Here is a 25327-nt window from a genome sequence, read left to right as displayed (position 1 = left end):
GCAGGGCACGGTGTATTTCACTGTGTCATCAGAAGCCGCGGGAAGAGTGACTCTCCTTCCCTGAGGCTTCTTTTTTGTTGCCTTCTCTTTCTAACAAATAGGAGGAGAAAACATGGAAAAACCGCAGGATCTGATCATCGTATCCGCTCCAACCAAGGCAGGGGAGGAATTCGTACTCCAGCTTATCCGAAATAAAATTCCGTTTGCAGCCATCGTGAACAACCGGGTAGAGCAAGATCGTCTGGATAAGCTCGGAGCCAAAAACAACATGATCTTGATCGACACCACCGATGAACAAACCTGGATCATTCCCGAGTTTTCCGTCGGCAGGGTGTTTCTGTTTGAAAGCAGTCTGAACCTGTGCTGCCGTTACTTGCGGATTTGCCGTACTTGGACTTTGGATCCGATCTATGTCATCACTCATTCAAGCAACCCGAGATTAATTTATAAAGGACTTGGCGCAGATATCGTGCTGCATACGAACCATACCAATGTTTCCTTCTTAATTTCATCACTCGTCAGCTAGACCATATTCATAATCTTTCAAAAAATATTTTGGAGGGATTTACATGCAGGATCTGTGCATGGTGCTCATTCTGGGAGGAACCTACGCACTGTTCACCTTATTTTTATCCTGGTGCGGACGCGTGGTCAATGAACCGGAGGCTGATAACCAATGATCATCATTATCGCATTTATGATCTTTATTTTTCTGTATTTGATTTACGCGCTGATTCACCCGGAAAAATTCTAGGGGTGTTATTGAAGGAGGAAGCAATCAATCATGGGCATTGTACAAATTGCCATCGTTATTCTGGTTCTGGTGCTGCTCGTTAAGCCTCTCGGAACCTACGTATATAATGTATTTCGCAATGAAGCGAACGGAACGGATAAATGGTTCTCCTGGGCGGAGAAACCGATCTATGCGTTGATCGGACTTAAAGAGCGCAAAGGCATGACCTGGAAGGTATATGCAATCAGCTTTGTGATGACCAATATTGTGCTGGTTGCAGCCGGGTATCTCATACTACGACTGCAAAAGATACTGCCGTTCAATCCAAACGGAATTGACAATATGGAGCCAACGCTATCGTTCAATACTATTATCAGTTTCATGACCAATACAAACCTGCAGCACTACAGCGGAGAATCGGGTCTCTCCTACTTCTCGCAGATGGCCGTCATCACCATGATGATGTTCACCTCCGCTGCTACCGGCTTATGTGTCGCTATCGCGTTCATTCGGGCAATTACCAGCAAGGGAACAACGATAGGCAACTTCTTCGAAGATTTTGTTAAGGCACATACACGGGTGTTCATCCCGCTGGCCTTTACAGTGGCCATGCTACTTGTTGCGCTGCATGTTCCTCAAACCTTAAAACCTACCATCAATGTAACGACGCTTGAAGGCGCCGAGCAGCAAATTTCAGTTGGTCCAGTGGCTGCACTGGAATCGATCAAACATCTGGGTACGAACGGTGGTGGACATTTCGGCGTCAATTCGTCTCATCCGTTTGAAAATCCGAATCCGCTGACTAACGTAATCGAGATTTTATCAATGTGGTGTATTGCGGCGGCTCTGCCTTACACATTCGGTTTATTTGCGAAAAACCGCAAGCAGGGCTGGATTATTTTCTCGGCCATGATGGTTCTGTTCATCGGATTCCTGTCACTTGCCTACGTATCGGAATCGAATGGTAACCCGGCGATGAGTCGACTAGGAATCGATGCTTCCCAAGGCAATATGGAAGGCAAAGAGGTCAGGTTCGGTATTGCCCAGTCTGCTCTGTTTACGACCGTAACCACAGCAGCCACAACCGGATCGGTCAATAACATGCACGATACGCTGACACCGCTTGGCGGTATAACACCGTTGTCTCTCATGATGCTGAACTCTGTCTTCGGCGGAAAAGGCGTCGGTCTGATGAATATGTTAATGTACGCTATTCTGGCCGTATTCCTCGCCGGGCTGATGGTTGGACGAACGCCGGAGTTTCTTGGGCGGAAAATCGAAGCCCGGGAGATGAAGCTGATTGCGATTGCCATTCTGGCTCATCCCTTCATTATTCTGGCGCCGACTGCTCTCGCTCTCATGACAGACGCTGGTCAAGCGGGCATTACGAACGCAGGCTTTCATGGCATTTCACAAGTGCTGTATGAATACACTTCCTCGGCAGCGAATAACGGCTCTGGCTTTGAAGGTCTTGCGGATAACACGCCGTTCTGGAATATATCAACAGGGCTTGTCATGCTCTTCGGCCGCTATATTTCGATGATTTCGCTTCTAGCGGTAGGCGGCTCTCTGCTGCGTAAGCAGTGGATTCCTGAGACACTAGGGACATTCCGCACGGATAACCGGCTGTTTGCGTTTATTCTGATTGCGGTAGTCCTGATCATCGGGGCGCTGACATTCCTGCCCGTGATGGTGCTTGGCCCGATTGCCGAGCATTTAATGATCCGTTAATAGAAAAGGTGGATTATCCCAATGAATAACAATAGAAAAAAGGTATTAAACGGAGATATGGTTCGCCAGTCGTTAAAAGATAGCTTCATCAAGTTGAACCCTATTGCCATGATGAAAAACCCCGTGATGTTTGTTGTCGAGGTTGGTACATTTATTGTCCTCCTCATGACTATCTTTCCCCATTATTTCGGGACAGAAGACAGCATCGGCTTTAATCTGACCGTATTTGTGGTTCTGCTCTTAACCGTCTTGTTTGCCAACTTTGCCGAAGCTCTTGCTGAAGGGCGTGGTAAAGCTCAGGCTGACTCCTTAAAGCAGTCAAAGAAGGAAATCGCGGCCAACAAGGTTATGGACGGCGGCGGCATCAAGCGTGTTCCGTCTACCGATTTACGTAAAGGTGACATCGTGGTGGTCTCGCAAGGCGAAATGATTCCCGGTGACGGCGAAGTGATCGCGGGTCTGGCATCTGTCGATGAATCGGCCATTACCGGAGAATCAGCCCCGGTTATTAAAGAGGCCGGCGGGGATTTCAGCTCGGTAACCGGCGGCACACGGGTTGTTAGTGATCAGATTAAAGTCCGGATCACTAGCGACCCCGGCGAGTCATTCATTGATCGGATGATCTCGCTCGTAGAGGGGGCATCCCGGCAAAAAACACCAAATGAAATTGCGTTGAATACCCTTTTGACCGTACTAACATTAATATTCCTGATTGTGGTTGTCACGCTTGCCCCGATCGCCAAATATCTCGGAATCGAGCTTTCGATTCCCGTCCTGATCTCTCTTCTCGTCTGTCTTATCCCAACCACCATCGGTGGTCTGCTGTCCGCAATCGGGATTGCTGGTATGGACCGGGTAACGCAGTTCAACGTGCTGGCAATGTCCGGTAAAGCGGTTGAAGCTGCCGGCGACATCAATACGATGATTCTCGATAAGACAGGAACGATCACGTTTGGTAACCGGATGGCAAGCCAGTTTATCCCGGTCGGTTCGGAACCTGTCGGCTCTGTTGCCCAGTGGGCAGCTGTAAGCTCAGTTATGGATGAAACGCCTGAAGGCCGCTCTGTTCTCGAACTGATGAAGAAGGAAAGCTTAGGATTTGACGAATCCATTACATCCGGTGCCGAATTCATCGAATTTAAGGCCGAGACACGGATGAGCGGTATGGATCTGAAAGACGGCCGAAAAGTTCGCAAAGGAGCAGTCGATGCCGTAAGAGCCTGGGTTCAGTCTCAGGGAGGCATGATCCCATCCGATCTGATTGCCAAAGGAGACGCCATCGCTACCGAAGGGGGAACACCGCTGGCTGTGGCGGTAGATAACCAGATTTACGGCCTCATCTACCTGAAGGATACGGTGAAGCCAGGCATGAAGGAACGTTTTGACCAGCTCCGCAAAATGGGCATCAAGACGATAATGTGTACCGGCGACAATCCGCTGACTGCAGCTACCATTGCCCGGGAAGCAGGTGTGGATGACTTCATCGCCGAAAGTAAGCCTGAAGATAAAATAGCCGTCATCCGCAGGGAGCAGGCCGAGGGCAAACTGGTCGCCATGACCGGTGACGGAACGAACGATGCTCCGGCACTTGCGCAGGCTGACGTTGGTCTTGCCATGAATAGCGGCACAACCTCCGCGAAGGAAGCAGCCAACATGGTCGATCTGGATTCCGATCCATCCAAAATTATTGAAGTGGTTGCCATTGGGAAACAACTGTTGATGACCCGCGGCGCATTGACCACCTTCAGTATCTCGAACGACATAGCCAAATATTTTGCCATCATTCCGGCGATGTTTACGGCAGCCATTCCGAGCATGAACGCACTGAATATCATGGGGCTGGGTTCCCCTATGTCCGCGATTTTATCGGCTTTGATTTTTAACGCCCTTATTATCCCGCTGCTCATACCACTTGCAATGAAAGGTGTAGCTTATAAGCCGATGAGCTCGACCAAGCTGCTGCAGCGTAACATTTTGATCTACGGACTGGGCGGTGTGATCGTACCGTTCATCGGTATCAAGCTGATTGATATGATTGTCCATTTGTGGATTTAATGAAGAGACAGAGCGGAAATTAATCTAAAGATAGATATGGAAAGGTCGAATAACGATGAATAACCATGATCCGAAAAAAGCTCATACGGCCCGATTTTTGTTTAGTACCGCTCTAAGAGCAAGTCTTGTATTTATCATCCTGTGCGGTATTTGTTATCCGCTCGTAACGACAGGCGCGGCGCAGCTTCTGATGCCGGATCATGCGAACGGAAGCCTGATCAAGAACAGCGATGGAAAAGTGGTTGGCTCGGAGCTCATCGGGCAAAACTTTACGGACCCGAAATATTTCCATAGCAGGGTCTCGAGTATTGAGTATAACGGCGCTGGATCGGGAAGCAACAACTACGCACCCTCCAATCCAGACCTGATGGAAAGAACGAAAGCATCGATTGAGTCCTGGAAGAACAACAATCCGGATGTGCCGGTAAGCGAGCTTCCGATTGACCTTATCACGAACTCTGGCTCCGGTCTGGACCCTCACATCACGCCAAAATCGGCTGAGGTCCAGATTCCCCGGATCAGCAAACTGACAGGCATCTCAGAAGGAGAACTCGGAAAACTGGTTGATCAACATACCGATAGCCGGGATCTGGGTATATTCGGTGAACCGCGTGTCAATGTACTGAAGCTGAATCTTGCGCTAAGTGAACTTTTGAAATAATTAGGTAACAAAAGCTCAGGAAACCTAATAGCAGCCGGCCCTTCCACTTAAAGGGTTCGGCTTTACTCCTTTTAAATAAAGTGGTAAGGAGGTAGAAGTCCATGGACCCGTTCAGAAAAAAATCGCCAGAGGAAATCCTGCTGTCCATCTCAAAGCTGCACCAAGGCCGGTTGAAGGTATATATCGGAGCCGTAAGCGGATCCGGGAAAACCTATCATATGCTCCGCGAAGGCCATATCCTAAAAAATCAAGGCATTGATGTTGTCATTTGCGCCGTATCCACCATGCAGCGTCCGGACACGATAGAGCAGATCGGCGATCTGGACCGGGTACCCAGCATTCATTGGCACAAGGGCAATGAGAAAAAAAAGGATCTAAATCTGGAGCTGCTGGTGCAGCGAAATCCTGAGGTACTGCTCGTTGACGGATTGGCACACCGTAACCGGGAGGGAGCGCAGCATGCTACCCGGCTTGAAGATATTCGATTCCTGCTGAGCCGCGGCATCAGTGTGATTACAACAGTTAACGTTTATGAACTGGAGGATGTGCGGGAGCTCGCAAGCAAGCTGACCGGAATTCTGGCAGTTGATACCGTACCGGCAGACACGCTGGAATTGGCGGACGAGGTCGTTTTAATTGACGTAACCCCCGAAACGATGCTAGTTCGCGCAGCCGACGGATTATCTGGCGGAAACAGCGATTTGTTCAAGCACGGCAATCTGGCCGTACTGCGGGAGCTAACCCTGCGCCTTGTAGCGGAAGGTGTTAGCGACTCCCTCGAAAGGTATCGCAAGGAGCTAGGGCTTATCGGACCATCAGGGGCCGATGAACGGATATTGGTATCCACCCAATATCACTGGAACGGATCGATTTATATGCGCCGCGGACAGCAGATCGCGAAACGGTTGAACGGTGATCTGCTGGTCGTTACTTTTGTGAATCAGGATAAGGAGCTCAGCAAGGAGCAGGCTACCTTCAAACGCTCTATCGTGAAGCTCGCCAAACGGATCGGAGCAAAATTCGATGAGCTTCCCCTCTGTTCCCGGAGAAAGCTGGCTGATGTGCTGGTCCAATATGCGCTGGAGCATCACGTTACCCGGATTGTGCTCGGCCATTCGAAGCAGACACGTTGGCAAGAGCTGCTTCAAGGCTCCATCATTCAAGATCTGCTTCTAAAAACACGGGGCGTTGATATTTTTATCGTAGCCGACCGCGCCGAGTCAGACGGAGAACGCATTCTTCCAGCCCAGATTAACCCGCCTCCCGCTCCATTCGAGCCGTTCCACCGGCTGAACTCACAGGAGATTGACCAAAAGATCAAGCAGATTAAGCGGGGCCGGTTCAAGGTGTACATCGGAGCAGCCCCGGGTGTTGGCAAAACGTATACGATGCTCCGGGAAGGCAACGATCTGCTCAAGAAAGGGCTGCATGTCCTCGTCGGATTACTGGAAACCCATGGGCGCAAAGATACACAAGATCAGGTTGGTGACCTTGAAGTCCTCCCACGCAGAATCATTGACTACCGTGGGGTACATCTTGAGGAAATGAACACTGATGACATTATCTCCCGAAATCCCGATGTCGTGCTGGTGGATGAGCTGGCACATACCAACGTACCTGGAAGCATGCATAAGAAAAGGTATGAAGATGTGCTGAATATACTGGCCGCAGGCATCTCCGTCATCACAACCGTAAATGTACAGCATTTGGAAAGCTTGAATGATTCGGTGGAGCAGATTACGGGCGTCCGTGTCCGGGAGACCGTGCCAGATCATATTTTAGGATTGGCTGACGAAGTCCAATTGATTGATGTGACCCCCGAATCGCTGCAGCAGCGAATGAAGGATGGCAAAATCTACAATATGGCAAAAGTGGATCAGGCGCTCAGCCACTTTTTCAAGACAGGAAACCTGATTGCTCTACGTGAGCTTGCTCTGAGGGAAATTGCAGATGATGTGGATGAGAGACTGGAATCGTGGGAACGGAGCAGCTCGCTCCGAGGACCTTGGAGACGTCAGGAGGTCATTTATGTGTGTGTGGACATCGGATCTCAAGCGGAACGATTGATTCGGCGCGGCTTCCGGATTGCCCACCGCCTAAAGGCAACTTGGTATGTGACCTTTGTTCAGGTGGAGCATATGCCGCATAGCCCTGGAATCCCCGAGCGATTAGAGGCGCAGCGTACCTTGACGGAGCGATTAGGCGGAACATTTGGAATTTTGAAGGCAAACCGACATAAAGATATCCCTCATCTGCTGATCGCAAAAGCCTGTGAAGTAGGAGCAACCCAGATGATTATCGGTCAATCCAAAAGGGCAGCCTGGAAGCAGATGACTCAAAGGAATATCGCAAAAACATTACTCCGGGGTACAAGGCATATGGATGTGCTTGTGGTCGCAGATTATGAACCGATGAAATAACGGGATAGGAACTGCCTTCAGCTTGGGAATAAGAATGGGGGTGTCCAAAAGGTCTGTTGACCTGAGACACCCCCACTATCTGTTATGAGACACTACGCCTACGAATCATTCCTGTAATCGCGGGGTCAGGCCCCTTATAGTGCATCGCCTGTTCTATGTTGTTTAAGTTTGGTCTTCCTTAATGTAAGTTTTCACGGAAGGCGGGGTATATGTATTGAATTTCTCAATCAAATCCGCCGGATCGGAATCAACAAGAGCCATGGAACGGTATTTTTCCTGTAAAAATTGCTGTCCATGCATATGATCAAAGAATGAAATAAGCAAGTCGTAATAGCCGTTAACATTCAGAATCCCACACGGCTTTTGATGAAGTCCCAATTGAGCCCAGGTGAAAATTTCGAAAAATTCCTCCAGCGTTCCGGGCCCTCCTGGCAGAGCAATAAATCCGTCCGCTAAATCGGACATTTTCGTTTTTCGCTCATGCATCGAGCCAACTACGATCAATTCCGTTAAATTGCGATGGGATATCTCCCTGTCCTCAAGCATTTGGGGAATGACGCCAATCACTTGCCCTCCCGCTTCCAAAACCGCATCCGCTACAGTTCCCATAATTCCGACACTGGCGCCTCCGTATACGAGCGTAATTCCCCGTCTGGCGAGCTCCTTGCCCAGCTGGACAGCACCTTCTTTATATGCTGGTGAAACACCGTCACTAGATCCGCAAAATACAGCAATTCTCTTCATGTTGTCCCTCCGTATGTTTTCTTTTTGAATTATACTTCTTTAATATATATGATTATCTGCTTCATTTAAATTATTGCATTTGGGGAGGAAAACAGCTATGGACGTCAATCAATTTCAACAATGGGTCAAAGAATATTACGAATCCCGCGGGTGGTCTGAGCTTGATATCTTTATACGAATCGGATTTTTAGCTGAAGAAACGGGTGAGGTCGCACGGGCCATCAGAGCTCTGGAGATCGGACGGGATCGGCCCGATGAAGACAACGGTACATACCTTGAGCATAAACAAGAACTGGTAGAGGAACTTGGTGACGTCCTGGGAAACTTGATCGTTATCGCCAACAAATACGACATTAACCTTGAAGATATTTTTCAATCACATCAACAAAAATTATTTCAGCGCTATTCAGAAAGCAGCCTTTCATAGCTAGCCCTTATAACGATGAAGGACCGGCAGCAAGCTGCCGGTCCTCTTTATATATTAACCTCAAAACTGATCCCATGAACATCGGATTTACATAAATCCGCCATCCGAATGGATAATCTGTCCGGTAATCCAGCCAGCTTCATCCGAAGCCAGCAGCTTCACTAGACGTGCAGCATCCGAAGGCTGACCAAGGCGTTTCATCGGAAACCTTGGGAGCAGGAAGCTCTTCAATCCCTCGCTCATCCATCCCGAATCGGTCGGACCGGGGTCAACGGCATTCACCGTGATCTGCAGCGGTGCCAGTTCAGCAGCTAATGAGACGGTAAATGCAGAGATGGCTCCCTTGGTAGCCACATAAGCAAGCTCGCCCGGCATCGGACCCTTATCCTGACCTGAGGTCATATTAATGATCCTTCCTCCAGAAGGCAGCTGAAAGGCCTTGGCGAACTCCGCACAGAGCATGCACGTACCACGCACATTCACAGCATAGTGCGCATCCAGAATGTCAGCGCTCAAATTTTCATAGCCGTCCAAAGTCGAATGCGCTGCATTGTTAACGAGAATAGACGGTTGCCCGAACACTGCGGATACTTCCTCTATAATCTGTTTTGGTGTCGCCGGATGAGACAGGTCTGCTTCCATGCCATACGCACGAACCCCTTCCTGTTCCAACTGCTGTACAAGAAGCTGCGGCCAATCGTGATCTTCTCCCCACTCCATCGTGCGGTCGTATGGCCGCCAATATGTGAAAAAGATATCGGCTCCCACCTCAGCGAGTGCCTGACAAATAGCCGATCCAATACCGATCCGACGACTGGCTCCGGTTACGATTGCGATTTTACCCTTTAATGCTTTCATTTATAACTCCTCCTAATATTTAAGGAAGCAACAGCAAGGGTTAAAGGAGATGAATCTGACAAACACAAAAACGAATACCCTAAAGGTATTCGCCAGGTCATTTATAACTCCTTACCTAGCGTCCTTCGTAATGGTATGAACAGACACACCTATCCCGTGATCCTATCCACGATAAAGGTGTTCTATTTCATGAAATAACCATTACAAAGTACCAGCCATGAAGTTTCAATTCCCCTTTCACTACATCTCCGCCGCCATTATACCAGCACCTTCCAGTTAAGATCAAACCTATTCGAAACGAATATCTGAAATTTGACCGCTTTGGATAAAACCTATCTTCTGATAAGCCCGGTTCGAAGCCGGATTAACCATATCCGCATAAAGCATCGGTACAATCCCTTCACCTAGCAATATGGAACACAAGCCTGATACGACAGCCCCAGCATACCCTTTTCTCCGCTCATTCCTCGGCGTAAAGACCGCATTGATCCGTCCATGTCTGGGGGAACGATGCGCAATTTGCGCCATGGAAACAGGGCGATCGTCTACCCGCCACATGTACAACCCGCCCTTACGGATCATCATCTCTGCAGCTTCCATCTGGCTTGCCGGATCTACAGCGATTCCATAAGCGTCCTCAGAAAATCCAGCTAAATACAGTGCTACCGTCTCCACATCACCGAGCTGAACCGGTCGCAAACAACCGCTCACTCCCTCTGGTTTCACAACCTGCGGGCAAGCATACGCCTCCATGTCCATACGCCTTTTTATACTTGTGTGATACCTTGCCCCATAAAGATTAGCAAACATCTCTGCCGTCCGGGGTTCACTGGATACTCCAGTCAATGGAGCCTCATCCAAGTGCTCAATAAGGAGATTTAGCGCGTTTTCCCTCTCCTTTTCCGACAGGTCTCTGTTGACCCACAGCCAAGGGTTTCCTCTTGGAGATTGGGCGAACAGAACTTTGTTATCACAAGATTTAATCGTTAGCGCTTCTTCAAACCCGGTAATCAGATAAAACAGATTGTACGATACCTCCTCTTGAATAAAGCCGTCTACCCCTTCTAAAAGATACTGCGGATCAACCTTTTCAAACATCCTCTTCATCCACCTCCATCGAATTGGAAAAACAAAAAAACTCCGCCCCCAAAAAGGGACGGAGTATTCTTCCGCGTTACCACCCTGATTCGTGCCATTAAGCGCACGCTCCTCTTCCATCATCCACCAATGATGTCCTTATGATAACGGTAGGATTCCGTGTCTGTTTACCGTCGAATGAAATTTCAACAGACCTGCTCTGAGGTGATAGCTTCGATCGTGAGGGGCTGTTTCACACCAGTATAACAGCTCTCTGTACCGCTCACTTGTGATCTTCGCTTCCTCTTCACTGCATTTACAATAAAATTTCATTCAGTGTATAACATCCATTTTTTTCCGTCAAGACAGCTGCCAAAGCGCTTGTCGCTAAGTGGCCCTGGGATCAAAAATAGTATCCATCAACCGAACCACCTCAAGAAAATCGTCCTTGATTAACAAACTTATGTATAAAACGACATCACATCCCCCCTTGATTTGACGCCTTTTTACAAGTTCTGTTTAACAGACCCTATGTTAGACAATCATCTAGTCAATGGTTTGTTTTCATCGCTTCGAAGGGTGAATCGTGTCAATGAACACGAGACCGTCGTATTGATCACGGATAATCATAACTTCATCCAACACTCCCCAAGCCTTCGCAATGCGAGGCGTGTACATCCACGATGTCTCTTGCTTCAGCGACTGATTCTTCAGATCAACAAACGAAGCAGGGTACCCGCTTGCCTTCAGAATATCTTCAAGACTGCCAGCCAGATGTGGTAACTGAACGGCCTCCGTTTCGTTGTTGTTCTTCAGAGAGCTGCCTTGGTAGGCATACAGACCAATCGCATAATGCTGACGCTGCAGCTCCACCGGAAGCATCTCGCCCATCGTCGGATAGGGGTCATTAGTAAATCCTAGACCGTTATGCTCTGTAATCATTGTCGAGTTATTATTGCGAATATGGTAATTATGACCCCATAGTATCATTTTTTTGTCAGGGTACATCTCTTCTGCTAACCAAGCTACATTGTCTGCCATCATCTTGTCTCGAAGATAGCTTGCTTTCGGAATGTGTTTCGTATCCATATCAGCAAACATCTGGACCATGTGCTCCACATAGTTATCCAACATGTCGATTCGATTTTGCAATACCCTTTTCATGATCGGTACCATGTCCTTATGCTGCGGCATTGGAGAATTCAGCTTCTTTTCATTTTTAACAATGAATGTTTGAAGCGTCTTATACTCCTGAATCAGATCTTTTTGTACGTTACGGAATTTCTTCATGTCGTCATAGCTATGTATTTCGATAAAGAGCTTCTCAGCTTGTTCAAAGCGACGGCCCTGCTTCGGGTCTACTGTGTCAAACCACTCCTTCCCAAACGCCATAAACGGCTCCGTCGTCCCCTGGACATCGAAACCAGTCAAAATAAGCGGCCGGTCCGTCTTGCTCTGCTTAGCGATATACTCAAACAGCGCTAAGTTCTCTTTCACCTGCCATACGCCGTAAACAGCCTTGTTCATCGTCTCTTCCGACTTATCCTTACCAATCCGTGCATATGCAGCGGTAGCATCTCCTAACGGAGTTTCGAACGCAATGACATCGAATTCCATCTCTTCATGAAGGAATTGAATTAATCTCACTTTAGCCGAATTGTATTCCGATGCCCCATGCGATGCTTCCCCGAGACTGACGATACGTTTGTCCTTCAGCAGCGGTTTTAAAAACTGCAAATCCTGAAAGGCGTCCTTCTTCTTTATGGATTCCACATTCTCCGGCTCGATTTGCACAGGAACAGCATTCTTTTTTACCCATTGCTTCCATACGGCTACCTCATCCTTATGATGTTGAACGGCAGCTGCTGTCACTACAGAATTCGTCATTGGCAGGATGGCTCCTCCCAACATACAGATCGTACATACGATTGCCCATTTATGTAGTTTTCGTATCATTTCCTCTTCCCCTCTCTATTCTGATGGTCAACTTTTTAGTTCCTTCTCATGGTAGCATCAGGAAGTTAAAAAGGGTTTAAGCTTCGTTTAACTTTCATTTAAAAAACCACCAGAAGTGTCGCAGAGAAAAAAAGCAGCAGGAACCCTTCCAATCAGAAAAGGGTTCCTGCTGCTTTTCATTATGTACATTATTTATCCAGAACGATCTTATAATCCTTCTTCAAGTAGGCATGAATCCGGAGGAAATCATCCTCAGTAAGATCCTTCAGCCTCTTATCCTTCATCTCACGACCCAGAATGATGCCCATCGTCTGAGCTGCCAATGCCGTATTCGGCATAATCCGTGCAGTGCCGTAGGCCTTGATGCTAGCACCTACATTTTTACCGGTGACCAGCACATTTTCGTAAGATTTTAACTCAAACGAGCGCAGAGGCATCCCGTACCGATCGGTTTTGCCGAATCCGATGCCTTTCGGAATGCGTGTCGTAGCTTGAAGATCTATCGAATATCCACCGATACTGACGTTATCCCAGAACATGCGGCCGTTCTTCACATCCTCATATTCCATAACATACTCCGTCTCAAATCGGTTATAGTCCCGGATGTATAAATATTCCGGATAGCCATTCAGTTCAGCCTTGGAGAAACCCGGAATATTCTTCCGCATATACTCCAGTACGTAAGGCGCTTCGGCCTTTCCTTTGTTAATCGCATTTTGGACCGATTTATTATCCGCTGGATCGACATCATATATCAATAAAGCATTCATAATGACTTCCCCATGCCCCTGATCAAGCGTATTCATCCCTCTAAGTACCAACTGAGGATCACGCGGCTTGTATTTCATCATAATGTTACTGAGGCCTGTCGCTATGTTCCAATCTACGTAGGTGTTTGGGCCGTATTTCTTTTGTACATTGGTAAGCGGATAATCATTCAAAATTGCTTGGTGCAACTTGCGCCAGTCCACCTTCTTAAAGCGAAGCATAAGCGTAGCCGCCATATGATCAGGATCATGTCCACTTCCTTGATATAAGCTTTCGATTCCTGGTATCCGCTTGGCATCCAGCTTTCCGGTCAGGGCATTAAAGTCCGTATTCTCCACCCAGTAACCAGCCTGTACTTGATGGCTCCGGCCATTCATCCGGTAAGTCAGCGATTGAAGGGACTTCTCCCCCTTGGCTGCAACCGTCTTCACCGATTGAATCTCAATCCCACTCTTTATCGGAATATCCTTAATCATTTTCTCATAGTACTTGTTAAACTCGGAGGCTTTACGGATTGACCCCTTCTTGAAACCATCAAACAGCTCTTTGATGTCACCCTGCACGAGACTCTTCTTGTTCTTATCGTTAGGCTCGTCCAAAAAGTGCATCTGCCCCAAAATCAACTCTCCACCCGGCTTACTGCGCGGATCAAGAATAACCACATCAAGCCCGTGCTTCATGGCTTCCCTTGCTAGAAGAACACCTTGTATTTCACTTCCAATGACTACGATATCATACCGGATGCAGCCCGAACCGCAGGAGGCTGGAGCCTGAACCGTCTTAGCTTGCGGATAAGGTACAATCCATTGGACAATCAAAGCAGCAATAAGAAGTGCAGTGATCGACCGAAAACTTACTTTTAAAATGTTCATGTACTGTAGTTACTTCCCTCCGAGTATAATAGCCGGCATCACATATATAGAGCCTACGGGCAAATGGAACCATCCAAAAAAACGCAACAATTTTTTCCATTCAAATGGTAACATACTTGCTTATTCCTTTCAATTGCTACCGCACAAAGATAAAGGACACCCCCGCAGGAATGCCCTTTACTTATTGTGCTATTTAATCCGGTATATTATCTTTGCAAAAGGCAGCCAGCTGCTCTTCTTCTTCAGGTTCCATATCAAAGTCCAGATACAAATCGCTCGTTCTCTCGTAGAAATCATATTTCACAATTCGAGACTGGTCTTCATCGGATAAAAAGATGACACGTACATAAACTCCATTCTCCCGAAACAGCTCATCATCTTCCGGAACGTCCAGATCAAACACATATTCATACCTTTTACCAGTCAATATTCCGAACGGATCTTTAACAAATTCAGCAGTATATTCCTTTATCGTTAGCATGTGATCATCCTTTCAAAACACGATACCTATCATTATACACATTATAATGATGGTTAAGAATTAAATAGGCACTGCTGGGGCTTAGCGTGGTTATTTCCAGCAGAAAAACTGCCGGCAGGATTTATTGTGACTTCATTCTTAATGAAACTCAACCTACAACGAAGGGCTGGCTCCGAAGTTAAAAGCTTCGGCGCCAGCCCTCTCTCAATTCGTTCTAAATTTAATTGATCAATTCTCCCTTCTGAAGAAGAATGTACAGTACTTTTGCCGCTGCCTCGCGTGTAGTCGGTGCCTGCGGACGGAAGTAGGATACACCACCCGAAGTTTCACCATTCATCAAGCCAAGCGCTGTTACAGCTTCAATGCTTTGCTGTGCATAACGGGCTAATGATTCCGAATCCCCATAAGGTACGCGGGCTGGCCCTTCTGCCTTCGGCTCAATGTGAAGCAGCGCGATTGCTTTAGCAAGCATGACAGACATATCCTGACGGCTGATGTTTGCATTCGGATCAAAGCTTCCATTGGCATGTCCACCTATAAGTCCCGCCTCATAAGCGGCGGCAACGTGACCTGCATACCAACTTCCTGCTTTAACGTCTGTAAACGGAGTCGCTGTAGATGGTGTCAAACCAAGTGCTCTGGACAGCATCGACGCAAATTCTGCGCGGGTTACATTGTTCTTCGGTGAGAATGTCGTTTCCGACGTACCGTTCATCAACAGTTTACCTGCCAGCGCTTTGATCTGGGATTTCGCATAGGAAGACGATATATCAGTAAACTTTACCGGGCGTGAGGCCGCAACATAAGTGGATACGCCCGAACGATTCACGGTTACCACCGTAGTTCCGTCTTTTTGTTTCGTCAGAACAGAAGGTGTCGGATTTACCTTGCCATCTTCCGCATACAGCACACCTGCCGAATAAGCTTCCAGCTGCCCAGGTACGGTGAAGGAGCTGAGAATTCGCTGACCTGCCGGTAATGTGAAATCTTTACCCGTTCCACTGTTAACTGTACGCATATCAAAAGTGACTGGAGACCCTATCAACGTTACACCTGGAAAACCTTTCGTAAACACTCCGCTGAAGGAGTCACCTTTACCAATGATCAGCTCCAGGCTTGATCCGGTAGGTACTGTTTTCAACACCGCTATAGGTACGGACATCGAAGAACTTGTATTACTTATAATAAGGCTGCTTCCGGTTGCTGACTTTAACAATATCGCCAATTGGGAAGGTGTAAGAACAGCCTTGGTTGTCTGTCCTTCCGGCTTGCTAACTGACAGTACAATGGCTGACGGGCTTGTGCCTGCCGCACTCACAGCAGCCTGCAAATCCTCGTCTTTCACAGTCAAAGACTGAATTTGATCTGCCACAGCCGATGTAGTCAGCACACTCTTAACGACCTGTCCTTGCTTCACCACGGACTGTAATGCCGGTGCTCCTGAAGGAGCTGGCTGTGCTGGGCCTGGAGTTACCGGTGTCGGGGCTGGAGTGGTCGAACCTCCTCCTGAACCACCGCCAGATCCCCCGCTGTTACCTCCACCGTTATTACCTCCACCGTTATTGCCTCCGGAGCCGTTTCCGTCTCCTGGATTCGTCGCCGGCGTATTATCGACCCGGAACGCTCTGTATGCTTCATACTTCTTGAGCAAGCCCTTGTCTCCAATCAAGTAAGCAAGTACACCAATTGAATACGTTCCGTCTTTGAGTTTGCTTTTCACCCACTTTCCATCCTTATCTACTTCAGGGTTGCCCTTCGCATCTAATTTCGTGTAAGAACCATCGATAGGTATCTTGTAATAACCTTGATCGAGCAGTTCGATTCCGCCCTTGCCGTCTTCTTTAATGAATTCGCCTACGATGCCGAACTCATTACCTTGCAAGTCTATTACCAGTAACTGCATATAGTTTACGTCTTCCGTAATCCGGAAGGACAGATTAGCCGAATTATGCTTACCATCCCCATTCGGTGTAATGACCGTAGGGGTAAAAGACAGTTCCTGAATGCCGTATCCAGTAGCCGGAGGTGCTTCACCGACATGCAAGGAGAATGGAAGATGCAGTGACGGCAAGCCACTCGCCTCCAGCACAACGGCGCCCTCATATACTCCGTCTACTGCTGTATTCTTCCTCTCGACTGACAGGAAGAACGGCTGACTTTTTCCTGCCTCTGCCGATATGGTCCCCTCTGTACTGATACCGACCAGGTTAACAGATATTCCATTTACATCCGGCGTCTTAATCGGGTTCAACGGATCGGATGTAACACTGTCGTGCAATTCAATGGTTGCCTTATACTGAACTTTTCTTCCCGAAATATTTTTCAGCTGCAACTCCATCATCTGGGCACCGCTTCCAGCTTTCCCAATACCGAAGCTTGCAGATGAGCCATAGTTCACGACCTGCTTCGGATTCAGCTGTTGGTCCAGAATGGTAAGCTGCTCTACCGTTTGCAGCAATGCCGGTGTTTCCAGAGCACTACCTACATCAGCACGTCCTGCACCCTGAGAGTATACATCATACAACTGATTGTTCTCGTCAAACATGGAGTCCGATGTATTCGCCAAAGCAGCGCGCACATCAAACGGCGACCAATCCGGATTTTTCTGCAGAAGTAGAAGAGCCAGTCCAGCTACATGCGGTGTAGCCATACTTGTGCCGCTGATCCGGTTATAGGCTTCATCATAAGAAGCGTCGGGATTACCCAGTCCATAGGCCGGCCATGTCGACCGGATGTTAACACCCGGTGCTACCAAATCCGGCTTGATGCCAAGAAGTCCGTCTGCGTTCGGTCCGCGTGAGCTGAAGGAAGCCATCGTATCGCCTCTCACATCGATCCGCGGATACTCCCCTCCGAACGAGATGGTTACAGCCTTATCCGGATGACCCACCATTTGCCGTGCAATTCCTCGCCCTAACGCTCCCTGCATATCAAAAGTTGGGATAAATTCAAAACTTTCGCCGAGAATGGCGCCAATGAAATCATTTCGATTATTAATAGATTCCGACAGATCCGCTTCATTTACATTCCCCGGTTTCGTATTTCCGTTGAAGAAAATAACGGCTTTTGCGCCCTTCAGCTTGGCGTTAGCCAGCTTGTCCACAAACGCTAAATTACCTCGGGATATAAGGACAACCTTATCCTTTACGTCCAGATTCTCAAAGTCCTCAGCCTGTCCCAAGTTTGCATATACAAGTTCAATCGGCTCAGTTCCCAGAATAGAAGCAAAGTCCTCACCTGCAACCTTCCAGCCCATCACACCCAGATCCATATCCGAGTAAGTTGCTTCGGTTGCATTGACCGTAGGTTCAGCTTCCTCCTGATATGTTGCCTGCGTGACGGAAGCCGAAGCGTTAAAGTAATAACTTGGGCTCGTTGCAGCGCCGACAGAGATTGCCAGCTGTGAACCTGCCGGTGAACCCATTGAATAGTAATAAGGACCTTTGTCTGCTGCGTTACCGTTCGCTACTACGGCCACAACACCAGATAATACAGCGTTATTCACGGCCATCGAATCCGGCGAATTCGCGTCCTTCTCTACATCTGAACCCAATGAGAGATTGATCACGTCCATGCCGTCCTTTACAGCTCTTTCAATGCCGTCAATGACTTGGGCTGAAGAACCGGATGCTCGACCTGTTTCGGGATTTCGTCCAAGCACCTTATATACATAAAGGTCGGCCTCGTGGGCTACCCCTTTTTGGTATATATCAGAGCTTTTGTTAGCCGCTCTACCCACAACCGTACCGGATACATGTGTGCCGTGAGATGTTCCTGCAAATCCGATTCCAAAGGGATCATCCTCGATAGATACCGGCGGCTCTTCATATGGATCATCATCTTGCTCGAATGAATCCCACCCGCCTTTATAGGCATCAATCAAGTCAGGATGCTTGTAATCTACGCCAGTATCTATAACGCCCACTTTCAGACCCTTGCCCGTTAAGCCTTTAGCCCACGCTTCCGGAACGTTGATCTGGTCCAGCGGAGCATTGTCATAGGTTGCTTGGCCTGTGGTCAAAACAGGCGCTTCTTGCACAGGAATAGGATAATATGTTTTGTTCTCGTATACGGATTTCACACCAGGTATTACCGCCAGCTCCGGAATCCGGTCGGCGGGAACCGTAACCTCCAGACCATTCAGCACCGTATTGTAACGGTAATTGACCTGGATCGGGATGCCAAGTCTCTTGGCCTGATCCTCAAAGGATGACTGCTCCCTTGTAGCAGTTGATTCCATCGAGGCAGCCGACATGCTGCGAAGCCCCATTTGAGCAGCAAATTTGCCGACGGCAGCAGGCTCACTGCTGAGCTGTACAATGACATTAATCTCTCTCGAAGAAGAGGTGCTGATTTCAGGTGAAATATACGCCTCTGCCGTTTCTTCAGCATACACACCACCTTGAAGCGCTTTCAACTCAATCTGTGAGCGAATATCCGGATTCAGGTCGGCGTAGCCAACCGACGGAACAGCAAAGCTAGCTGACAATAGTAGAGCAAGTGAGACTATGGGTAATTTTCGGAAGAATGATTTCTTTTTCAATGAACTCCCTCGATTCTCTTATAATATCAACTTAGGTTATGTATACCGGTTATGTTGCTTCGCACTCTTCTCCTTTCGTGATCATATGGATTCGTATGGTATATAGTTAATTTTGGAAATATAGTATCACCTATTTTGATAGATTACTATATTATGTATAATTTGGGATATTCGCATATACAATCCAGCAAATGAGACGTAATGTCATTCATTTGAGGATTTTGTCGACATAAGAACCCCTTTTGCTATCACATCTTGTCGAAGAATACGGAATAACATCGTTCTATTGAGTGAAGTCGACTGTTCGTGGGTCTTTTCTATTATTTTTCAGACATCAGGTTGTGCTGATTATTTCGTACTGGAGTCCTGCCCTCAAAAATTCCAAATACTGGGTCGTCACTCTTGATTCCCCCACTGGAGAAAAATATCAAGTCAATATTATGCCCCAAGCAGCGTATGTTTGTAGTAAAATGAAACTTGTGCTTTTTCAGCAAACATGGAAGGGTTGTAGACTCTTACCGATTGAGGAGATATAGAAACTGTGAAAAACTTGTACATCAAATGTTTCGGAAATTATTGGAGCCCTTACCTGGTCATGGGCATCGCAGGTATCCTGAGTGCGGTTTATTTCGGAATTACCGGAACCGTCTGGGCGGTAACCGGCGAATTTACCCGGCTGGGAGGTCATATACTGGAATTTTTTGGGATGGATATATCGGATTGGGCATATTTCAATCTCGTTCATATGGATGGAACCACATGGACACGGACTGATGGTTGGATTGTGTGGGGCATGTTTATTGGTGCCATGATCACCATTCTGCTTAGCAGCAACTTCAAGATCCGGATTCCGAAGCAAAAGCGCCGTTATGTGCAGGGATTTGCCGGTGGAATTATTGCCGGTTTCGGCGCGCGGCTTGCACTGGGTTGCAACCTGGCAGCCTTCTTTACAGGGGTTCCCCAGTTCTCTTTTCACTCCTGGATTTTCATTGTAGCGACCGCAATCGGTACATTCCTGGGAGCTAAAGTCGTAAACACGAGATGGTGGAAAGGCAAGCCTGTCCTGAAAAAAGGCAGCATGGCTCCTGCCGCTAAACCGAGACGCAACATTCAGCCCCTTGTCGGAGCTGTTCTCGGACTTGCTTATGTCGGACTCATTGTGTACTTCTTTGTAACGGGGCGTAACATGCTGGGCACAGCCGCGCTCTTCGGTGCCGCATTTGGTATCTTGATTGAACGCGGACAGATTTGTTTCACATCCGCCTTCCGCGACCTGTGGATTAGCGGACGTGCTACAATGACAAAAGCGATCACGATCGGTATGGCGGTCAGTTCCGTTGCCACCCTGGTGATCATCCTTGTATACGGGCTGGACCCAATTACGAAAATTGCCGCTCCAAGCACCTTTGTCGGCGGCTTGCTGTTCGGCATCGGTATCGTGATGGCTGCTGGCTGCGAGACAGGCATGATGTACCGGTTGATGGAAGGCCAGATCGTCTTTTTACCCGTCTTTGTCGGCAACATTCTGGGAGCTACTGGCCTTGCTTACGCTTGGGATCATATGGGTGTTTATAATCTGCTCGTGAAGAGCGGATCGCCGGTGAACCTGATTACAACGATGGGCCCTGCCGCCGCACTTGCTGTCACACTGATCGTCTTGGCTATCGGCTTCATCATTGCTGTCTATTGGCAAAAAAACTACCGCTTCGGCGTTGGATTTAAGAAAGGGGATTATACAAATGTCCGTTGATTTCACGCTTGATCTTCGAGGAGAATCTTGTCCTTATCCTGTTATTTACACACTGGAAACGCTGCGCGATATGAAGAAAGGCCAATTGCTGCAAGTCATTTCTGATTGCCCGTCCGCCTTCCGTAACGTACCTGAGGAAGTTGTTAAGCATGGCTATACCATGGCTCAAGAGCCCGAAAAGACCGGGCAGGAGTTCAGTCTATTTATCCAGGTTTAAAGATCACCGTTACGTCATTCACAACAAAAATATCGCACCAACGAAAAAAGACGAGCCCAATGCAGCTCGTCTTTTTTTATATAAGAAACAAATGGGGACGTCCCAGGTCAACAGACCTTGTGGACATCCCCCTATTTACGGTGTTCGGCTAATCCGCTTTAATCTCGAGCAGCTCATATTTTATGATCCCCATAGGAGCACTTACATGAATAACGCTTCCTACCTCTTTGCCCATCAGCTCTTTACCCAGCGGGCTTTCGTAGGATATTTTATGATCTGCAACGTCCGCCTCAGCCGGTCCAACGATTCGGTACTCAATCTTTTCAGAAAATTCAATATCATTTAAGACAACGACAGAGCCCACACTAACTTTGTCTAAGTTCAAATTGTCCGCGTCAATGACTTTGGCCTTGGTCAACATCTTTTCAAGCACGATGATTCGGGTCTCCATAAACGCCTGATCATCTTTCGCGGAGTGATACTCACTGTTCTCCTTCAGATCACCATAACTGATAGCCAGCTTCAGGCGTTCTGCCAGCTCTTTACGTTTGGGCCCTTTCAAATACTTCAGTTCTTCTTCCAACTTGGCGTAACCCTCGGCGGTGACAATTACCTGTTCTTCTTTAGACATTTTTACAGCTCCTATTATCTTGGTTTATTCCATTGTACCCTAAATCGGAGAACTGTGTTCATTAAGCCTACCGCTGAAGCGGCTCGTTGTCTGAAAACAGGAGTGGATTGTCCCGCAGCAACGGCGAGATAATGTCGGTTAACTTCACCGTGTCACACACCCGTACGATCGAATCTCCCCACTTCCCTTTGTACATAGCCCCTTGTTCTTCCAGCAGCTCATCTACCTTCCAAAAATATTCAGAAGAGGCAGGACCAGCATGTCTGCGAGAAGGTACCGGAATTTCTGTACCGTCTCCCAGCACCGTATACAGCGCCTCATGTCCCTCAGTAAGGCGACCCGGTACATCTACCCACTCCTCAATACCATGAATGAAAGTATTCCGTCGCAAGTCCACACCCAGCAGCATAATGGTCGCCTTGCGATCCAGAAGCTTGCCCCATACCGATTCCCGGTGACATGGCGAGTCAAATCGTTCAGCCCCGTCGGTAAATGCTGCAGCATCCTTTCCTAGAGCCGCCACGGAGTGGGTCGGATGATATGAACGGATTACCCCTGTACGCTTGCGAAACAGCTCTGGAAGAATCCCAACACAGGAAGGCGAGTGTTCCACCTCAAATTTGGGGTTATCGGCCTTGATATACGACCATGTATGGGTAGGCAAGACAAGCAATCCACCCTCCATATATTCCGATAGGGCATCCAGTACTGTTTCTGCGCCTCCTTCGACTTCACCAATACTTTTCATAGAAGAATGGACAAGAAGAGTTCCTGTCCGGTCAATACCCAAGTCTTCAAGTTCTTTCAATAAACTGGATTTGGTATGCATATATGAAAGTCCTCCTTATTATGAAAGCCGGGAATGGCACGCTAGAAAAAAAAGCGTACCCCAAAAATCCGATACGCTTTGCGGCTTCCCTGATGTTATTTAGAAAAGCCTTACTGTGCTTTATTAATTTGTTTGCTTCTGAGCTGTCCGCAAGCAGCATCAATATCGGTTCCGTGCTCAAGACGGACACTGACACTGACTCCCTGCTTTTTCAAGGTGTCATAGAAGGCTGTGATAGACTCCTGTGTACTGCGCTGGTACTGACTGTGTTCATCTACCGGGTTGTATGGGATCAGATTTACGTTCGCCAATTTCTTTCTGTTGCCCACAAGCTCTGCAAGCTCCAGCGCGTGCTCCTTCTGATCATTAACATCCTTCAGCAAAATATATTCCAGCGTAATTCTCCGGTTGGATTTCTCAAGATAGTAATCAATGGCCGGCATCAGTTTTTCCAGCGGATAAGCTCGGTTGATCTTCATAATCCGGGTACGAAGCTCGTTATTTGGTGCATGCAGAGATATCGCCAGGTTTACCTGCAGATCGCTATCAGCGAATTCAATAATTTTGGGAGCCAGTCCGCTCGTTGAAACGGTTATATGTCTCGGTCCGATCGCTAAACCTTTATGGTCTTTAATAACACGAATGAAGTCAGACATATTCTCAAAATTATCAAACGGCTCACCGATTCCCATAACAACGACATGGCTCACACGTTCATCGTTGCTCGCTTCGTCCAAATGAAGCTGGACCTTCATGATCTGTTCAACGATTTCTCCACTGGACAGATCACGGCTCTTGCTAATAAGTCCGCTCGCACAGAAGCTGCAGCCGATGTTACAGCCAACCTGGGTGGTGACACACACGGACAATCCGAACTTATGACGCATCAGCACCGTCTCGATCAGGTTGCCATCCACTAGCTTGAACAGGAATTTTACAGTACCGTCTGCAGACTCCTGCTTCGTGTGCACTTCTAGCGTCAATATAGCAAAATGATCCTCAAGAAGCTGAAGGCATTCCTCATTAACGTCTGCCATGTCCGAAAAGCTCGTGACCCGCTTCCGGTACAGCCAGTCCCATACCCGTGCCGCGCGAGATTTCTTATGTCCCCGTTCTTCAAGCCATGAAGCCAGCTGATCTAAAGTTAATCCATATATGGATGGTTTGTTCATTTATCTGTCCTTTCTCTATACGAAAACAGTAAAATTTAATCTCTCTATAAAAATGACTTATACATCAACATTCTGTTTATTATTGTCCCAAAATTCCATGATGAACACAAGGGTAGTTATTGGACTCTTCTCTATAGAGAGACCGATCCTTAGAAGAATGTTCAGTGCCTCTGATGAAACAGCATCGTTCAGGAATACCCCGCACCTTTTTCGCCCAAAGATAATACCATGAAGAAAAACCCATGACAGCAGCCTAGAAAGGTGTGATCGTTATGACTGGAGTCATTAGAAACTTCTTTACGAGCGGCAATACGGCCCGTGGCTTTGCAAGCCTTCTTCACTCTTCCCTGCAGGGAATTGAGTCACTTTTTATCGTCGATGGATCCCCTGGCGGCGGCAACTCGAACCTCATACGGGATATCGGAGACGAAGCGTCCCGGCTCGGCTATGAGCTGTGGATCCTGCACTCTGCTTCGGATAATGATTCAATTGATGGTTGGATCGCCCCTGGTTTGAAGACTGGTATGATCACTGGCGCGGCCTTCCGGGGCATGAACGTTGATGGAACAGGAGCAGCTATCCAGTTTCTTAACCTGGACGATACCTGCATTGACCTGGAAGGGCTGAGCGGCTCCCAAAGTGAAATTGAAAATCTAAATCTCCAAATAAAGCAGTTCCATGAGGATGCCTATGCCGGTTTTGCGGAAGCTCTTCGTATACATGATGATTGGGAAGAACTGTATATACACAATATGGATTTTGGTGCCGCTAATGAGATGACTGACGAATATATTCAACAATTGTACGGTGAGCAAAAGCTGGAGAAACAGCCCCGCGTAGACCACCGCTTCCTTGGAGCAGCAACTCCAAAAGGCGCAGTGGATTATGTCCCCGATCTGACTAACGGCTTGAAGAGGTATCTCGTAAAGGGGCGGGCGGGCTCCGGCAAATCGACCATGCTCAAGAAAATAGCAGCAGCTGGTGAGAAACAAGGGTTCGATGTGGAAATCTACCACTGCGGTTTTGATCCGAATAGTCTCGATATGGTTATTGTGAGAGAAGCCGGATTTGCGATCTTTGACAGCACAGCACCACATGAATACTTCCCTGACCGCCCTTCCGATGAGATCATCGATACGTATGCTCGCTGCATTCAACCAGGAACGGATGAACAACATGCCGAAGTTCTTAATGACTTCAAACAGCGTTATTCGGCCAAAATGAAAGAATCAACCCAGCATCTTACAAATGCCAAATCACAGTTGGATCTGCTTAAAGAAATTTGTGTACCATTTGTTAATCATGACAAAGTTGACGAGATCAAGGAGGATCTCCAACGTGAAGTCCTCGGAATAGGGCAGAAATCTTAACGATCATCAAAAAAAATAACGGGAAATCGAAA

20 protein-coding genes and 1 other annotated feature are annotated in these 25327 nt (G+C 47.8%); of the genes, 10 read left to right on the top strand and 10 right to left on the bottom strand.

Features of this window, described 5'->3' with window-relative positions; translation table 11 throughout:
* Positions 1 to 112: 112 nt before the first annotated feature.
* From AC2TF5_RS01160 to AC2TF5_RS01135, 6 genes are all read left to right on the top strand, one after another.
* Positions 113 to 526: a hypothetical protein gene (locus AC2TF5_RS01160; RefSeq protein ID WP_491300472.1), complete on the top strand. Its 414-nt coding sequence runs from the start codon at positions 113 to 115 to the stop codon at positions 524 to 526.
* A gap of 150 nt (positions 527 to 676) precedes the next feature.
* Positions 677 to 754: a potassium-transporting ATPase subunit F gene (locus tag AC2TF5_RS01155; protein ID WP_491302771.1), complete on the top strand. Its 78-nt coding sequence runs from the start codon at positions 677 to 679 to the stop codon at positions 752 to 754.
* A 30-nt stretch (positions 755 to 784) separates the two neighbouring features.
* A complete protein-coding gene (kdpA, locus tag AC2TF5_RS01150; protein WP_491300471.1) occupies positions 785 to 2464 on the top strand; it encodes a potassium-transporting ATPase subunit KdpA in 1680 nt (559 codons plus the stop codon).
* 21 nt (positions 2465 to 2485) lie between these two features.
* A complete protein-coding gene (gene kdpB, locus AC2TF5_RS01145; RefSeq protein WP_491300470.1) occupies positions 2486 to 4519 on the top strand; it encodes a potassium-transporting ATPase subunit KdpB in 2034 nt (677 codons plus the stop codon).
* A gap of 55 nt (positions 4520 to 4574) precedes the next feature.
* Positions 4575 to 5180, top strand: coding sequence for a potassium-transporting ATPase subunit KdpC (gene kdpC, locus AC2TF5_RS01140; protein ID WP_491300469.1), 606 nt, complete (start codon positions 4575 to 4577; stop codon positions 5178 to 5180).
* A 101-nt stretch (positions 5181 to 5281) separates the two neighbouring features.
* Positions 5282 to 7600, top strand: coding sequence for a histidine kinase (locus AC2TF5_RS01135; RefSeq protein WP_491300468.1), 2319 nt, complete (start codon positions 5282 to 5284; stop codon positions 7598 to 7600).
* A gap of 162 nt (positions 7601 to 7762) precedes the next feature.
* Here AC2TF5_RS01135 and AC2TF5_RS01130 read toward each other — a convergent pair whose 3' ends face one another.
* Complete coding sequence (locus AC2TF5_RS01130; protein ID WP_491300467.1) at positions 7763 to 8344, bottom strand: LOG family protein; 582 nt, start codon at positions 8342 to 8344, stop codon at positions 7763 to 7765.
* A 97-nt stretch (positions 8345 to 8441) separates the two neighbouring features.
* Between AC2TF5_RS01130 and AC2TF5_RS01125 the strand changes: the two genes are divergently transcribed.
* Positions 8442 to 8771: a MazG nucleotide pyrophosphohydrolase domain-containing protein gene (locus tag AC2TF5_RS01125; RefSeq protein ID WP_491300466.1), complete on the top strand. Its 330-nt coding sequence runs from the start codon at positions 8442 to 8444 to the stop codon at positions 8769 to 8771.
* A gap of 87 nt (positions 8772 to 8858) precedes the next feature.
* On the opposite strand, the gene AC2TF5_RS01120 is transcribed toward AC2TF5_RS01125, so the two are convergent.
* From AC2TF5_RS01120 to AC2TF5_RS01095, 6 genes are all read right to left on the bottom strand, one after another.
* The gene (locus AC2TF5_RS01120; RefSeq protein WP_491300465.1) at positions 8859 to 9629 is read right to left on the bottom strand and encodes an SDR family oxidoreductase; all 771 of its coding nucleotides are present in this window, start codon (positions 9627 to 9629) and stop codon (positions 8859 to 8861) included.
* Between the two features lie 288 nt (positions 9630 to 9917).
* Positions 9918 to 10727 (bottom strand): GNAT family N-acetyltransferase, encoded by an 810-nt coding sequence (locus AC2TF5_RS01115; protein ID WP_491300464.1) that lies wholly within the window; start codon positions 10725 to 10727, stop codon positions 9918 to 9920.
* 51 nt (positions 10728 to 10778) lie between these two features.
* Positions 10779 to 11026 (bottom strand) — a binding site (T-box leader).
* Between the two features lie 244 nt (positions 11027 to 11270).
* Positions 11271 to 12662, bottom strand: a complete 1392-nt coding sequence (locus AC2TF5_RS01110) for an erythromycin esterase family protein (protein WP_491300463.1) — start codon at positions 12660 to 12662, stop codon at positions 11271 to 11273.
* Between the two features lie 188 nt (positions 12663 to 12850).
* On the bottom strand, positions 12851 to 14302 hold the full coding sequence (locus AC2TF5_RS01105) for an FAD-dependent oxidoreductase (RefSeq protein ID WP_491300462.1): 1452 nt from the start codon (positions 14300 to 14302) through the stop codon (positions 12851 to 12853).
* Positions 14303 to 14495: 193 nt separating this feature from the next.
* Complete coding sequence (locus AC2TF5_RS01100; protein WP_208917204.1) at positions 14496 to 14783, bottom strand: DUF6509 family protein; 288 nt, start codon at positions 14781 to 14783, stop codon at positions 14496 to 14498.
* Positions 14784 to 15003: 220 nt separating this feature from the next.
* Positions 15004 to 19326, bottom strand: coding sequence for a S8 family serine peptidase (locus tag AC2TF5_RS01095; protein ID WP_491300461.1), 4323 nt, complete (start codon positions 19324 to 19326; stop codon positions 15004 to 15006).
* A 595-nt stretch (positions 19327 to 19921) separates the two neighbouring features.
* Here AC2TF5_RS01095 and yedE point away from each other — a divergent pair.
* Positions 19922 to 21076 (top strand): selenium metabolism membrane protein YedE/FdhT, encoded by a 1155-nt coding sequence (gene yedE / locus AC2TF5_RS01090; protein ID WP_491302770.1) that lies wholly within the window; start codon positions 19922 to 19924, stop codon positions 21074 to 21076.
* A complete protein-coding gene (gene yedF / locus AC2TF5_RS01085; protein ID WP_208917198.1) occupies positions 21066 to 21293 on the top strand; it encodes a sulfurtransferase-like selenium metabolism protein YedF in 228 nt (75 codons plus the stop codon). The genes yedE and yedF overlap by 11 nt, the downstream gene beginning before the upstream one ends.
* Before the next feature lie 148 nt (positions 21294 to 21441).
* On the opposite strand, the gene greA is transcribed toward yedF, so the two are convergent.
* The 3 genes from greA to rlmN all read right to left on the bottom strand — a co-directional run bounded on the left by greA (position 21442) and on the right by rlmN (position 23925).
* On the bottom strand, positions 21442 to 21924 hold the full coding sequence (gene greA, locus AC2TF5_RS01080) for a transcription elongation factor GreA (RefSeq protein WP_491300460.1): 483 nt from the start codon (positions 21922 to 21924) through the stop codon (positions 21442 to 21444).
* 67 nt (positions 21925 to 21991) lie between these two features.
* Complete coding sequence (locus AC2TF5_RS01075) at positions 21992 to 22753, bottom strand: AAC(3) family N-acetyltransferase (RefSeq protein ID WP_491300459.1); 762 nt, start codon at positions 22751 to 22753, stop codon at positions 21992 to 21994.
* A 110-nt stretch (positions 22754 to 22863) separates the two neighbouring features.
* Positions 22864 to 23925, bottom strand: coding sequence for a dual-specificity RNA methyltransferase RlmN (rlmN, locus tag AC2TF5_RS01070; protein WP_491300458.1), 1062 nt, complete (start codon positions 23923 to 23925; stop codon positions 22864 to 22866).
* 272 nt (positions 23926 to 24197) lie between these two features.
* On the opposite strand from rlmN, the gene AC2TF5_RS01065 reads away from it, so the two are divergent.
* A complete protein-coding gene (locus AC2TF5_RS01065; protein WP_491300457.1) occupies positions 24198 to 25295 on the top strand; it encodes a PRK06851 family protein in 1098 nt (365 codons plus the stop codon).
* The last annotated feature ends 32 nt before the right edge of the window (positions 25296 to 25327 follow it).

It is taken from the genome of Paenibacillus sp. JNUCC 34 (genome assembly GCF_058269055.1).
This window is presented reverse-complemented; position numbering and strand designations above follow the sequence as displayed.